Origin of the sequence: Gordonia hankookensis, assembly GCF_014673215.1 — a bacterium.
Classification (GTDB): Bacteria; Actinomycetota; Actinomycetes; order Mycobacteriales; family Mycobacteriaceae; genus Gordonia; species Gordonia hankookensis.
Window position 1 is genome coordinate 158,061 of record NZ_JACWMS010000001.1, and the last position, 14,410, is coordinate 172,470.

Annotated in this window: 13 protein-coding genes; all 13 read right to left on the minus strand. The window is 68.1% G+C overall.

The genetic code is table 11. The features are described 5' to 3' along the window. Window positions 1–113: 113 nt before the first annotated feature. Window positions 114–863 (minus strand): hypothetical protein, encoded by a 750-nt coding sequence (locus tag IDF66_RS00710; protein ID WP_190265412.1) that lies wholly within the window; start codon window positions 861–863, stop codon window positions 114–116. Between the two features lie 24 nt (window positions 864–887). Next, the gene (wag31, locus tag IDF66_RS00715; protein ID WP_164309289.1) at window positions 888–1,733 is read right to left on the minus strand and encodes a DivIVA-like cell division protein Wag31; all 846 of its coding nucleotides are present in this window, start codon (window positions 1,731–1,733) and stop codon (window positions 888–890) included. A 321-nt stretch (window positions 1,734–2,054) separates the two neighbouring features. Continuing rightward, the gene (locus tag IDF66_RS00720) at window positions 2,055–2,375 is read right to left on the minus strand and encodes a YggT family protein (RefSeq protein ID WP_164309288.1); all 321 of its coding nucleotides are present in this window, start codon (window positions 2,373–2,375) and stop codon (window positions 2,055–2,057) included. A gap of 314 nt (window positions 2,376–2,689) precedes the next feature. Then, a complete protein-coding gene (locus tag IDF66_RS00725; protein WP_164309287.1) occupies window positions 2,690–3,424 on the minus strand; it encodes a cell division protein SepF in 735 nt (244 codons plus the stop codon). A 95-nt stretch (window positions 3,425–3,519) separates the two neighbouring features. After that, a complete protein-coding gene (locus IDF66_RS00730) occupies window positions 3,520–4,281 on the minus strand; it encodes a YggS family pyridoxal phosphate enzyme (protein ID WP_190265413.1) in 762 nt (253 codons plus the stop codon). After that, entirely contained in the window at window positions 4,274–5,002 is a 729-nt protein-coding gene (gene pgeF, locus IDF66_RS00735) for a peptidoglycan editing factor PgeF (RefSeq protein ID WP_164309285.1), read from the minus strand. The genes IDF66_RS00730 and pgeF overlap by 8 nt, the downstream gene beginning before the upstream one ends. Before the next feature lie 8 nt (window positions 5,003–5,010). Then, window positions 5,011–6,183 carry a cell division protein FtsZ gene (gene ftsZ, locus IDF66_RS00740; protein ID WP_190265414.1) on the minus strand — a complete coding sequence of 391 codons (1,173 nt, stop codon included), beginning with the start codon at window positions 6,181–6,183 and terminating at the stop codon, window positions 5,011–5,013. Between the two features lie 219 nt (window positions 6,184–6,402). After that, a complete protein-coding gene (locus IDF66_RS00745; protein ID WP_317628535.1) occupies window positions 6,403–7,110 on the minus strand; it encodes a cell division protein FtsQ/DivIB in 708 nt (235 codons plus the stop codon). Beyond that, window positions 7,107–8,705: a UDP-N-acetylmuramate--L-alanine ligase gene (murC, locus tag IDF66_RS00750; protein ID WP_190265415.1), complete on the minus strand. Its 1,599-nt coding sequence runs from the start codon at window positions 8,703–8,705 to the stop codon at window positions 7,107–7,109. Before murC ends, IDF66_RS00745 begins: the two co-directional genes overlap by 4 nt. Before the next feature lie 73 nt (window positions 8,706–8,778). Then, a complete protein-coding gene (gene murG, locus IDF66_RS00755) occupies window positions 8,779–9,975 on the minus strand; it encodes an undecaprenyldiphospho-muramoylpentapeptide beta-N-acetylglucosaminyltransferase (RefSeq protein ID WP_317628536.1) in 1,197 nt (398 codons plus the stop codon). A 66-nt stretch (window positions 9,976–10,041) separates the two neighbouring features. Further along, a complete protein-coding gene (ftsW, locus tag IDF66_RS00760; RefSeq protein WP_190265416.1) occupies window positions 10,042–11,727 on the minus strand; it encodes a putative lipid II flippase FtsW in 1,686 nt (561 codons plus the stop codon). Continuing rightward, a complete protein-coding gene (murD, locus tag IDF66_RS00765; RefSeq protein ID WP_317628537.1) occupies window positions 11,724–13,316 on the minus strand; it encodes a UDP-N-acetylmuramoyl-L-alanine--D-glutamate ligase in 1,593 nt (530 codons plus the stop codon). The genes ftsW and murD overlap by 4 nt, the downstream gene beginning before the upstream one ends. Further along, window positions 13,309–14,403, minus strand: coding sequence for a phospho-N-acetylmuramoyl-pentapeptide-transferase (gene mraY / locus IDF66_RS00770; protein WP_164309280.1), 1,095 nt, complete (start codon window positions 14,401–14,403; stop codon window positions 13,309–13,311). Before mraY ends, murD begins: the two co-directional genes overlap by 8 nt. Window positions 14,404–14,410 lie beyond the last annotated feature (7 nt).

Genomic DNA, 14,410 nt, shown 5'->3' on the forward strand with positions numbered 1-14,410 from the left:
TCCTGTTCTTCCGGGTGCTCCCCGGTGATTGCCGGATCAACGCAGCATCGAGTGTAGCCGCGCAACCGGCATGCAGACCAATCGTTTGTCGAGAGGCCGCCGGCGCCCCGCGGTCATTCCGGCGGTGGTCGCCAGTTGGGGTCCAGCGGATCGAACTTCTGCGGGCGCTGCTCGCGCGGGCGATCGTGGTTCCGCTCCTCCGAGCGCTGTCCCGGCGGGCGTTGTTGCGCTCCACCCGGCGACGGACGTCGCTGCTGAGGAGGAAACGACTCGGTCGCCGGATCATCGGGGGCCGCGTGGGATCCGGGCGCCCCACGCCCGGGCGGCGGGAACTGCCGCTCGTACGATCCCGCGCCGCGAGGAGATGTCGGAGGAGCCTGATCCGCAGGCCGCGGCGCAGTCACGCCGGGGTCGGCGCCGAAGCCACCGACCGAACGCAGATAGTCGTCGTAGGTGCCCTCACGCCCGGCCCGGGGAGCAGCCTCACCCTGGTTCGGCTGCGACGGTTGCGGTGCAGACCGCGCGTCGCCGACATCGTCTGCCGCGCGCTGCGGGGCGTCGGTCGCAACGCCCGACCGGGACTCGGTGGGCGCAGGCCTCGTCCGGGTCTCCGATGCCCCCTCATGACGTCCACCGACGTCCTCATTCACCTCAGACAACGAATCATCGTCGGCCGCAACGAAATCGCTGATGGTTGGCTCCTCGTTGCGACGACCCGACCCGACGATGTCGGCGATCAGCAATCCGAGGCCTACCAAACACACGACGATGCACGCGATGGCGAGCCACACGGTACCGGTGATCAGGCCGAGCACCAGTAGCACGAACCCGACCAGCGTCGCCGCCAAGGCCAGCGTCAGCACGAACTACTCCCTGCTGCTCGCCGACTAACTCGGTGAGTAACTGGTGAAACCGCCATTACCCGGATCCGAAGAGAACGAATCGGCACGTCCGCCCTCGACCGGCGCCGCACTTCCCCGCTGCTGCAACTCCTCGAGCTGGGATTCCAGATACGTCTTGAGACGGGTCCGGTACTCGCGCTCGTACACCTTCAGCTGTTCGATCCGCCCCTCGAGCACGGTCCGCTGCTGGTTGATGGTGCCCATGATCTCGCTGTGCTTGCGCTCGGCATCGCTCTGCAGGGCGTCGGCACGTTCCTGCGCCTGTCGCACCTGAGCCTCCGAGCGCGTCTGAGCATCGGCGAGGATGGCCTCCGACCGCTGGCGCGCATCGGTGAGCAATCCGTCCGCCTTGGCCTGCGCTTCCGACACCATCGTGTCGGCACGCGTCCGCGCATCGGTGACCAGCGAATCCGCCTCCTGACGCGAGGTCGAGGTCAGGCGGTCTGCGGTGTCCTGGGCGAGCGCGAGGACGCGCGCCGCACGGACGTTTGCGTCGCCCTCGCCGAATTCCTGCTTGGGTGCAGCACTCTGCTGCGGTGCCTGCTGTTCCGGTGCGGCGGCGAAGACCTGTGTGCGCTCTTCCGCGGCCGGTGCCGAGGATGCGGCAGCCGCGGCTGCGCCGGCGGCGGGTGCCGACGAACGAGCATCGGCCAGATCGCCTTCGAGCTCCTCGACCCTCTGCTTCAGGTCGCCGTTCTCCTCGATGAGACGGGCCAGTTCGGCCTCGACAAAGTCGAGGAACTGATCGACTTCATCCTCGTTGTAGCCGCGTTTACCGATAGGCGGTTTGCTGAACGCGACGTTGTGCACATCAGCTGGAGTCAGCCGCATGTCGGTTCCCCTCATTTGTCGGTCGAGATCATCTTTGTCAGTCGAGATGTGGTCGGGATCTAGCTCTGTTCACTTGGCAGCACACCCAGTCTGCACAGTCTTTGCTACAGGCTGTCACTGTTTATTCATACCAGTCCAATTGGTAACTGGCGTCAAATCCTGTCACACGAGAACCGTTCGTAGCACGAGATCGATGCGCTCTTGCAACGAAACGGTCACTCGATGATGACATCCAACCGTAAACCACCGAAGGTGTGCAGTCATCGACCAGGTTCGGCCCGTCGTCGACGGTCGAGAGTCGGTCACAGCAAATCCCCCAGGTCACGCCAGTCCTGCCAGGGCCGCAGCCGAGCTCCTGCTCAGTGAACTGACGATCTGCATGGCGATCAACACCACGATCATCACGATCATGAGCGAGAGGTCGAGGCGCACCGGCCCCAGCGGGATCGGCGGGAGGATCCTCCGCAATGCCCGGATCGGGGGATCCGTGGTGGTGAACACGATCTCGATGATCACCACCGCGAACCCCGTGGGCCGCCATTCACGCGCGAAGGTCCGCACCAGTTCGACGACGAGTCGCGCGAGGAGGAGGAGCCAGTAGATGAACAGCAGGTAATAGAGAACCTGGAACAGAATCGTCACCCCACCAGGTTGCCTGATATATCCCATCGGTGTTGAATCGGCCCGCCCGCTCCGCTCCCGACGCCAGCGGTGAATCGGCCCGCTCGCTGCGCTCCCGGCGCCAGTGGTGAATCGGCCCGCTCGCTGCGCTCCCGGCGCCAGCGGTGAATCGGCCCGCTCGCTGCGCTCCCGGCGCCAGCGGTGAATCGGCCCGCTCGCTGCGCTCCCGGCGCCAGCGGTGAATCGGCCCGCTCGCTGCGCTCCCGGCGCCGGACACGACAACGGCCCTCCCGCATCGCCATGACGCAGAGAGGGCCGCTGCCCGAAGGATGAACTCAGCTGTGGTTGTAGAACCCGGTCTCGGCGATCTTGCGCCGGTCCTCCGGTGAGACGTCGACGTCGGCGGGTGACAGGAGGAAGACCTTCGTCGCCACCTTGTCGAAGGAGCCGCGCAGGGCGAACGCCAGACCCGCCGCGAAATCGACGAGTCGTTTCGCGTCGTCGTTGCTCATGTCGACGAGATCCATGATGACCGGGTTCCCGTCGCGGAAACGCTCCCCGATCGTGCGCGCCTCGCCGTAGTCCGACGGGCGGAGAGTGGTGATCTTCTGCAGCGGGCCATCGGCGAACACACGCTCGAGTTCGCGCTCATCGGCGTTCATCGGCGGGCGCGGCACACCGGCTGCCCGCATGCCGGAGCGCTGCAGGGGTTCGAGGCGCTGTGGACGCATCCGCTCGACCGGTTCACCTGCGTGCCGACCACCGGCATAGGCATACTCCGGAACGGGCTCGTATCCGCCGCCGTCGTAGGAATTCATGTCGTAACCGTTCCCCCCGAAGCCCTGCTGATCGAACTCCGCCGGAAAACGGCGATCGTCGACGTATGCGAAGTCGGCGTCCCGCGGACCCTCACGAAAGCCTGGTTCACGATAAGCGGGCTCACCGTAATAGTCGTCGCGATAGGCACGTCCGGCACGCATCGGGCCACCTGGTTCCTCCAGGTAGTCGTCCTCGTATTCACCTGGAGGCACCATGCCGAAATATGCTTTGAACTTCTGCATCGTGGTCATAGCTGGCCTCTCTGTCGTCCAACGCTGCCGGGGGAAGCAGTGGGTGGTGCAGTTGTCGATCTGTGTGCTCGTTGGTTCTCATGTGACCAATGTGATTACTGAGAGACTAACGGGCGAGGTCCCATGATCGCGGTACCGACACGCACGCATGTCGAACCGTGTGCCACCGCAGATTCCAGGTCGCCAGACATCCCCGCCGACAGTTCGCGCGCCTCCGGATGATCGGCGAGGAAACCCTCGCGAACCTGGGCGGCCAGCGACATCCAGCGATCGGCCGTACCCTCGAGCGGCGCGATCACCATGAGACCGGCCAGCGACAGTCCGGGCGCGGCCCGGACACGCTCTGCCAATTCCGGCAGATCGTCGACAGGCGCGCCGCCTCGATGCGGGTCCCCGTCGAGGCTCACCTGCAAGAGAATGCCCAGCTGATCAGACCGCTCACCCGCGTCGAGTGCGGCCAGCACTCCACGGGAGAGGGCGTCGACAACCTTGTCCCGATCCACAGAATGCACCGAACGAGCCCACGCGGCAACAGATTTCGCCTTCTTGGACTGAACAGAACCGATCATGTCGAATACTGCCGCCCGATCGCCTGGCCTGCCACCTGTCGGGTCGTCCGCGGCAAGCTCGGCCAGCTTGCGACTGGCCTCCGGTTCCCTCGACTCACCGAAGCAGCGCACGCCGAGCCCGAGCAGCCGCCGCACATCGTCGGCCGGGAAATACTTGGTCACCACCATCAACTCGACGTCGCCGCGTTTCCGGCCGGCCGCGTCGACCGCGGCATCGAGACGATCGCGCGCAGCCGAATACCGTTCGGCCAGTTCGTGTGTCCGCGCGTCCACCGCCTCGTCAACCATCGGCGCCCTCGGCGGGCCGGGAGTCCATCCAGATCACCGAGGCGAGCCTGCCGGTGGGCGCACCACGACGATGGCTGAACAGTTCGGGGTCCGCGACGGTACTCCGCGGATCTGCGGCCACCGCGCCGACACCGGCGGCGAGGAGCTGACGGCGCAGTCCCGCGCGCAGATCCAGACCCGTTGTGCCCTTGGCGGTCACACAGGCGCTGCCGGGCAGATGCTCCTCGACGTCGCGCTGCATGTGCGGCGGCACCTCGTAGTCGGCCCCGCCGGCAGCCGGACCGAGCAGAACCCCGATCCGCTCCGGCCGGGCACCGAGTTCGATCATGGCGCGCACTGTCGCCGGCACGATTCCGATGCGTGCACCCACTCGTCCGGCGTGCACGCCTGCGATCACGCCTGCCTCGTCGTCGGAGAGCAGTACCGGCACACAATCCGCGGACAACACGGCCAGGGCCAAGTCGGTCTCCGTGGTGACCAGCGCATCGGTCGCAGGCACCGGCTCGTCCACCGGACCGGTCACCACGGTCACATTGCGACTGTGGATCTGCTCCATCCACACGATCCGTCCCGGCGCCAGCCCGATCTGCTCGGCGAGTCGAGTCCGGTTCTCGGCAACGGCTTTCGGGTCATCGCCGACATGATCGCCCAGGTTGAACGAGTCATAGGGCGCCACCGAGACGCCACCGGATCGGCTGGTGACCACGCGGCGTACCCGCATGTGCGAGCTCAGCGCTTCATGAACGACGGCACATCGACGTCGTCGTCGTCGAGGGTGACGTTGTTGCGCCGCGGACGCTCCTGAGCCTCGACGAACGGGTCGCCTGCGCCGGCAGGCATCTTGCCGAACAGCGGGTCGTTGTCCTGTGAATTGGCCGCGACCGCACCCGCCTGTCCGGAACCGACGGTCGACTTGCCCGCCGCGGCGGCCGGGATGTCGGTGCGCTTACGCGGTGCGCCACTGTCGAATCCGGCCGCGATGACGGTCACGCGGACCTCGTCGCCCAGGTTGTCGTCGATCACGGTGCCGAAGATGATGTTGGCGTCCTCGTGCGCAGCCTCTTGCACCTGGGTCGCTGCGTTGTGGATCTCGAACAGGCCGAGATCGCTGCCGCCCGCGATCGAGATGAGCACGCCGCGAGCGCCTTCCATCGACGCCTCGAGAAGCGGCGAGTTGATCGCCGCCTCGGCGGCCTTCTTCGCGCGCTCCTCGCCGCGCGACGACCCGATGCCCATCAGGGCACTGCCCGCGTCGCTCATCACGCCCTTGACGTCCGCGAAGTCGACATTGATCAGTCCCGGCGTCGTGATCAGATCGGTGATGCCCTGAACACCGTTGAGCAGCACCTCATCTGCACTGCGGAATGCGTCCATGAGACTGACCTGGGCATCGCCGAGCTGCAGGAGCCGGTCGTTGGGGATGACGATGAGGGTGTCGCAGGATTCACGGAGCGCGGTGATACCCGCCTCCGCCTGCCCGCCGCGACGCTTGCCCTCGAAGGAGAACGGCCGCGTCACGACGCCCACCGTCAACGCACCGAGTTTGCGTGCGATCGACGCCACGACCGGCGCGCCGCCGGTCCCGGTCCCGCCGCCCTCACCGGCAGTCACGAACACCATGTCGGCGCCCTTGAGGAGTTCCTCGATCTCGTCGCGGGCGTCTTCCGCCGCGCGCCGCCCGACCTCCGGGTCGGCGCCGGCACCGAGCCCACGGGTCGAGTCGCGGCCGACGTCGAGTTTGACGTCGGCGTCGCTCATCAGCAGGGCCTGAGCATCGGTGTTGATGGCAATGAACTCAACACCTTTCAGTCCCTGTTCGATCATTCGGTTGACGGCATTGACACCGCCGCCGCCGATGCCGACGACCTTGATCACGGCCAGGTAGTTGTGCGGTGGCGTCATGTGCCCGCCTTCCTCGTTCGATCCGAAACCCTAAACCTGAACCATAGATTTAGAGTTATGTCAAGTAGATGGATGATGGGCATGACGTTAGGCACCGAATGGCGCGGTAACCAGCAAGCGTGCGGCGTGTCGCGAAGTTGGGCCGCATTTTTCATGGATGTCACGTGCCGACGACCACCGCGGATGTCGGCACGGCGTTGCCGTCGCGACGCCGTGTCGTCACTTGTAGGCGGGGAACTCCGGGCTCGACACGTTGTAGGTTGTCGCGGGACGCGTCAGCAGGGCGCCGAGGGTTCGGGCCTTCTCGGCCCCTTGCCCACTGTCTCCCCAGACGACGGTCTTGTTGCCCTTGAGCGTGAACTGGATGTCCACCGGCGACGAGGCGGTCACCTTGACGACCCGGCTCCCGATCGATTCCGGCAGCCCGGAGACGGCTGCGAGGGTTGCGGTCGTCGTCGGGTCGCCGGGACCCGGATTGGGTGTCGAGAACTCCGGCAACCTGTTCATCTCCGGTGGCACACCTGTCGTGGTGTCGAAGGTCAGATACCCGACGCCCGAACGGTCGAGGACATGGACCTTCTGCCCGTCGGTCACCTTCACCACCGGTTGCCGCTCGACGACGGTGATGGTCAGCGACGACGGATAGCTGCGCTGCACCCGTACCGATTCGATCGAGGGGATCGCCGCGATCCGTTGCGCGACCTGGTGCGTGTCCACCTGCAGCAGCGGTGTCCCGTCGGCCACCCGGGCCGCGCCGACGATCTCGTCGGTCGGGACCGCCCGATTGTCGTGGACGTCGGTCGACCGGACCGACATCAGTGGGGTGAAATAGGCGATCAGGCCGAGACCGACCACCACCACGATGACCAGGACCGTCCCCAGCAGGAGCCGGGAACGGCGCGAGGTGTCGCGCACCCGCGGACTCACGGTTGCGACCCCGGCGCTCCGGCACCGTCGGCACCCGTCGCTCCGGCACCATCCGCTCCCACACCGTCCGCGACCGCGGTGACAGTGTGGTTGGCACCGCGGTCCCGCAATGCCTCCAGGATCTCCGGCCCCTGCATGGTGATGTCACCGGCCCCCAGTGTGAGTACCAGGTCGCCGGGTCGTGCCACGGACGCGACGGTCCGCGCCAGCGCGGACAGATCGGGCTGGAAGATGACCGGCCGGGTCACCCGATCGGCGATGCTGGCACCGCTGATCCCCGGGATCGGCTGCTCGCGTGCGCCGTAGACATCGGCGACGATGACCTGGTCGGCGAGATCGAGCGCCGCGGCGAAGTCGGCCGCGAAATCACGGGTGCGAGAGAACAGATGCGGCTGGAACACCGCGATGACCCGACCCGATGCGTCGCTGTCCGGCGTCGCACTCTCGACCGCCAGCCGCGCGGCGGTCAGCACCGCCCGAACCTCGGTCGGGTGATGCGCGTAATCGTCGAAGACGTCCACATCGGCTGTCCGGCCGCGGAATTCGAATCGGCGGTGAACGCCACCGAAAGCCTCGACGCCGTCGATGACCCCCGCGAGGGCGCCGCCTGCGCACACACAGGCGACGACGGCCCCGATCGCATTGAGCGCCATGTGCTCGCCGGGGACGGTCAACAGCATGGTGCGCTCCACGGACGGATCGGCGATCGGCGCGTCGAACCGCACCTGCGCCACCCCGCCGGAGCCCCGCGCCGACCACGAGACCAAGGTCGCGACGTGCTTCGCGGCGGGCGCGAGATCGGCGTACCGGCCCGTGCCGTAGCCGAACACCGACACGCCCCGTTCCACCAGTCGCTGCGCGCATCGGCCGGCCAGGGCGGCGGACCCCTCGTCGTCGAGACACACGATGAGCGAACCGCCGGGGGCGATGCGATCGGCGAACTCGTCGAACACATCGACGTACGCCTCACGAGTCCCGAAGTGATCGAGATGGTCGACCTCGATGTTGGTGACCACCACGACGTCCGGGGTGTACTCGAGGAGGGAGCCGTCACTCTCGTCGGCCTCGGCGACGAAGATCCCGCCACTGCCGTGATGGGCGTTGGTGCCGGATTCGTTCAGCTCGCCACCCACTGCGAACGACGGGTCGACACCGCAATGCTGAAGCGCGACAACAGCGATCGAGGTGGTGGAGGTCTTGCCGTGGGTTCCGGCCACGAGCAGGGTGCGATATCCCACCATCAGGTCAGCCAGGATCCGGGGCCGCAAGAGGACGGGAATGCCCCGCGACCGGGCGGCGACGAGTTCGGGATTGGTCTTGGGGATCGCGGCGTGCGTGGTCACGACCACCGACGGGCCGCCCGGCAGCTGGTCGAGGGCGGACGGATCGTGACCCACCTGGATGCGGGCTCCGCGTGTGCGCAACGCGAGAATGCCCCGGCTGTTCTTCGCATCGGAGCCGGAGACCTGACCGCCGCGGGCGAGCAGGATTCGGGCGAGCCCGCTCATCCCGGCGCCGCCGATGCCGACCATGTGCACCCGGCGAAGACGTTCGGGGAGTTCGCCGATGGGGCCGGTCACGGAGTCGCCGTTCATCGCCTCACCTCACCATCGCGACAGCCTGGGCCACGCATACCGTCATCGTGGCCTATGCCACGCACGTCGATTGTCACTGCTCCGATGCCGATCCCGGTGAACGAAACGCGGAACGGAGCCGCCGTCGTCGGCCGCCCCCTCGGTGCTGTGCCGCCAGCTCCAGCGCCGCTGCCGCGACCGCGTCCGCGGCGTCACGATGACCTGAGCCGGTCGCGGCCACCGACATCGCGGCCAGCCGGTCCCGGTCGGCGAGCATCGCGGGGACCTCCCTGGCCACCCAGTCCGCCGTCAGCTCGGCGTCGTCGACGATGATGCCGCCGCCCGCATTGACCACCGGGAGCGCGTTGAGTCGCTGTTCGCCGTTGCCGTGCGGGAGCGGGACATAGATCGCCGGCAGGCCGGTGGCCGAGATCTCGGCCACCGTCATCGCACCCGATCTGCAGATGACGAGATCCGCCGCGGCGTATGCCAGGTCCATCCGCTTGAGGTAGCCGACTCCCCGGTACGGCGGCGCACCCGGCGGCGACTGCGGATCGATCGTGTGCTTCGGGCCGAACGCGTGGAGCACGCCGATGCCTGCGGTTCCCAGCGCACCCGCGGCGCCGGAAACTGCGTCGTTGAGTCGTTGCGCACCTTGGGATCCGCCGAACACCAGCACCGTGGGCGCGTCCTCGTCGAGGCCGAAATAGTGGCGCGCCTTGGCGCGTAGCGCCGGACGGTCGAGTTCGGTGATGACGCCGCGTACCGGGATGCCGACCACATCGGCGTCCAGGCCGGAACCCGGAACCGCCGCCAGCACCCGATCGGCGAACCGCGCCCCGACCTTGTTCGCGATCCCGGCGCTCGCATTGGCCTCGTGGATGACGATCGGCAGCCGGTGACGGCCGCGGACCCGCATCTGCGCCGCGAAGTATGCCGGCAGCGCGACGTAACCGCCGAAACCGACCACCACGTCGGCACCGACCCGCGACAGGACCGACCGGGTCGCGGTCACCGCATGGACGAGACGGGTCGGCGTCTTGGCCAGTTCCATCCCCGGCTTCCGGGGTAGCGGGACGGGCGGGATCAGCTCCAAGGGATACCCGCGCTCGGGAACCAGCGTGGTCTCGAGACCACGAGTGGTCCCCAGGGCCGTCACCTGCGCAGTCGGGTCCAGACGGGTCACCGCATCCGCGACGGCGAGCGCGGGTTCGATGTGTCCGGCGGTCCCACCACCGGCGACCACGACCGACAACGGCCGATCCGACGACCGGCCTCGCTCAGAACTCACCCGTGCCCAACTCCATTCCGCATCGTCGGCCGCCGCCGACCGGCTGCCGTGCGGTCTCGACCGTCTTCAGTGCCGTGACCAGGTAGAACGGCCCGCCGGCCGCCACTGGTGTGTCGACCCGGCCCGCCCGGCGTCGGATGCACCGCCCCCGCCACGGCTCGCACGCGGCGGAACCGGAGCGCCACGGCGGGTACCCGTTCCCGAATACCCCGTACGGTAGTCGACCCGGACCGCGGCCGTGCGTGGTGCCCGGGGGCTCGGGGCCGGGCGCCGCACCGGCCGAGGGGCCACGTCCTCGGTCGGCGTGCCATGCCGCAGACGCGCCCAGCGGGAGGGGGCGGCGGGCGCTGCGACACGAGCCCGTTCCGGGCGTCGCTGATCGAGCCGATCGCGCAGGGCGTCGGCGCGCGTCGGGCGATACGGGACCGGCGCCGGCAGTCGCAGCCAGCGACCGAGACGACCGGGTTCCCCGGTGCTCAGGGCGGCCACGGCCTCCGGCTCGTGCCGAGCGGCACTGGCCAGCAATCCGAGCATGGCCAGCACGGTCAGTGTCGACGTACCGCCGGCGGACAGCAGCGGTAGCTGGATACCGGTGACCGGCAGGAGCCCGATGACGTAGCCGATGTTGATGAATGCCTGGGCGGTGATCAGGACGGTGATGGTGCCCGTCATCAGGCGCAGGAACGGATCCACCGACCGCACGGCGATCCGGAATCCGATGAACGCGAGGATCGCGAACAGGATCACCACGAGCAGTCCGCCGATCAACCCCAGTTCCTCGCCGATGATCGCGAAGATGAAGTCGTTGTGCGCGTTCGGGAGGTAGTTCCATTTCGCCCGGCTCTGCCCCAGGCCGACACCGAACACCCCGCCGTTGGCGAGCGCGTAGGTGGCCTGGCGAGCCTGGTATCCCGCTCCTTGCGGGTCGTCGATGCTGCCGAGGAAGCTCAGCACACGCTGGGATCGGTAGCCCTCGACGAGTGCGAGCAGCACTGCGATAGCGGTGCCCACTCCGGCGAACGTGAGGAACACCTTGACCGGGAGGCCCGCGAACCACAGCATCGCACCGACGATGATGGCGATCGTGATGGTGGTGGACAGATTCGGCTCGAGGATGATCAGCAGGCAGACCAGCATCGCGACCGGGACGAGCGGGATCAGCAACTCTTTCAAGGACGCGTTGTCCCGGCGCCGGGAGGCGAGCAGGTGGGCACCCCAGACGCACAACGCCACCTTCACCAACTCCGAAGGCTGCACCGACAATCCGCCGATCACGAACCAACGCCGCGCGCCCTGACTCAGGGTGCCGATGCCGGGGACGAGCACCACGGCGAGCAGGACCGTGGTGATCACCATCAGTGGCGCCGCCATCCGCCGCAAGAGCCGCACCGGCAGCCGGAGCATGACGTAGAAGCCCACCAGACCCAGCAGCGCGAAGATCATCTGGGTGGCGAACAGACCGTACGACGACCCGTCCTTGGAGTAGCCCTCCACCGAGGAGGCCGACAACACCATCACCAGACCGAACACGGTCAGCAGGAATGCAATCGTCAGGATCAGGTGATACGACGCGAGTGGTCGCGACAGGAGGTTGCGCACCGCCTCGACCACCGCGGCCGGCCAGGTGCCCGCCGACGACGAGTCCTTCGTGCCGGTTCCCCGTGTGCTCGTTCGTCGGGTGCCGTTGTCCTTCGTGCCGGTCGGCTTCGTCGTGCGGGACGACCGCCCCGGTACCTCCGTCGAGGAGCTCATCGAGATGTTCCGCTCACGTCGGCCGCACCCGGCAGGGATCGCGCGGCCGCCGCGAACGCGTCACCGCGCCTGCCGTACCCCGCGAACATGTCCAGGGAGGCGGCCGCCGGGGCGAGCAGCACCGCGTCGGGCCGGTCGTCGGCGGTCCGCGCCAGATGCGCAGCCACCTCGACCGCCCGCTCCATGACCGCGACAGCGGCTCGGTCGGAGTCGGTGTCGTCGGATCCGACCGCCGCCGAGCGTGGTTCGGTCGGGGCGCTCAGTCCGGCGGGCAGTTCGTTCCCGAGGTGTGGGGTCGCGTGCTGAACAGTCACGCGCCCATCGTCCCCTGTGAATACTGTGACTGCTGGGACTTCTGGGGCGTGTCGCGAGATCGCGTCGACGATCAGCTCACGATCGCGACCGATCGCGACCACCCCGGCGAGTCGCGCACGCGTGTGGCGGATCATGTCGTCGACCGGGGCGCCTTTGAGCAGTCCGCCTGCGACGAGGACCACCCGCCGATGACCTGCGATCGCAGCCTCGGCCGCATGCGGATTGGTGGCCTTCGAGTCATCGATGTAGTCGAGGCCGTCGACGCGGGCCACCACCTCGCCGCGGTGGGCGGCCGGCCGGAAGTCGCGCAGCGCCTCGGCGACTGCGTCGGGTGAGATCCCCGCCACGAGCGCCAGGGCCGTCGCCGCCAGTGCGTCGGCGGTCCCCGAGGGGCCGGGCGGGTGGATCGCCGCGGTCTCGACGATCGTCCGCGACGAACCCGGCGGTCCGAAGGCGCGGTCCACGATCCGGGAGTCGGCGACCCCCAGCTCGCCGTCCCCCGGCGTGCCCAGCGTGAAGCCCACCCGGCGACGGGCGACCGGCAGCGACGACGCCGTCGGATCGTCGAGGCCCACCACGCCGACGGCACCGTGCAATGCGACACCCTTGGCCTCGGCATAGGCGTCGAACGAGCCATGCCAGTCCAGGTGGTCGTCGGCGATGTTGAGCACCACGCCGGCATCCGGCGCCACCGAGGGTGCCCAGTGCAGCTGGAACGACGACAACTCGGCGCAGAGGATGTCCACTCGCGGCGTCTGCCGCATCGCATCGAGTGCGGGTAGGCCGATGTTGCCGCAGGCCGCGGCCGAACGCCCCGCGCCGACGACGATGTCGGTGAGCATCGACGTCGTCGTCGTCTTTCCGTTGGTTCCGGTGACCACCAGCCAGGTCCGAGGCTCGCCGAGCAGCCCGGCACGGTCGACGCGCCAGGCGAGTTCGACCTCGCCCCAGATCGGCAGTCCCACCTCGACCGCGCGGACGATGAGTGGATGCGCAGGCGAGAAGCCGGGCGACGCGATGACCAGTCCGGTCTCCCCCGGCCATTCGTTGTCGTCGTCGAGCAGTGACGCGGTGCCGACCAGGCGCGCACCGAGGCCGGACAGATCGTCGTCGCCGGGATCGTCCGGACCGAACCGGGCATCTGCGACCGTCACGTGCGCCCCGACATCGAGCAGGTACCGGGCCGCCGACCGGCCTGCGGTGCCGGCACCGGCGACCAGCACCGTCGTCCCCGACAATGCGGTCACGTCGAGGTCGGGTCGCCGATCAGCCACTGACGGCCAGGAACTCGCTGTAGAACAAGGACAGACCCAACGCACAGGCGATGGCCGTGAGCAGCCAGAACCTGATGATCACCGTGGTCTCGGCCCAGCCACCCAGCTCGAAATGGTGATGGAAGGGCGCCATCCGGAACACCCGGCGTCCGGTGGTGCGGAAGAACGCGATCTGGACCACCACCGAGATGATCTCCGCGACGAACAGTGCGCCGATGACCACCGCGAGGAGTTCGGTGCGGGTGGTGATCGACAGGCCGGCCAGCATGCCGCCCAGGGCCAGCGATCCGGTGTCTCCCATGAAGATCTTGGCCGGCGCCGCGTTCCACCACAGGAAGCCGAGACAGGCTCCGCCGCCCGCGACCGCGATCAGCGCGAGGTCGAGTGGATCGCGGACCACATAACAGCCGGGAGTGATCTCCTGGGTGGCCTTGGGTCCACCCGAACACGCGTTGCGGTACTGCCAGAACGTGACGAGCACGTAGGAGCCGAGCACCATCGCCATCGAACCGGCCGCCAGTCCGTCGAGGCCGTCGGTGAAGTTCACCGCGTTCGACCACGCCGCCACCACGAGCCAGCAGAAGACCACGAAGACGATCGACCACATCGAGATGGCGTCGATGTCGCGGACGTAGGACAGATGCGTGCTCGCAGGCGTGTAGCCGGCGTCGTTGCGGAACTGCAGCACGAGCACACCGAAGAGGATCGCGGCAGCGAACTGCCCGATCGACTTGGCGGTCTTGTTGAGCCCGAGGTTCCGGTGCTTGCGGATCTTGATGATGTCGTCGAGGAATCCGACGCCGCCGAGCGCGGTGGCCAGTCCCAGGACGAGCAGACCCGACGCGGTGACCCCGGTTCCCCCGGTGAACAGTCCGACGATGTGGGACCCGAGGTAGCCCGCCCACAACGCGACCAGGATCGCCACGCCACCCATCGACGGCGTGCCGCGTTTGGTCTGGTGGCTCTGCGGCCCCTCGACCCGGATCTCCTGCCCGAAACCCTGCCGGGTGAAGAGGCGGATGAGAAACGGCGTGAGGAGGATCGACACCGCGAGCGCGATGCCACCCGCGATCAGGATCTGTGTCACCGCGTCA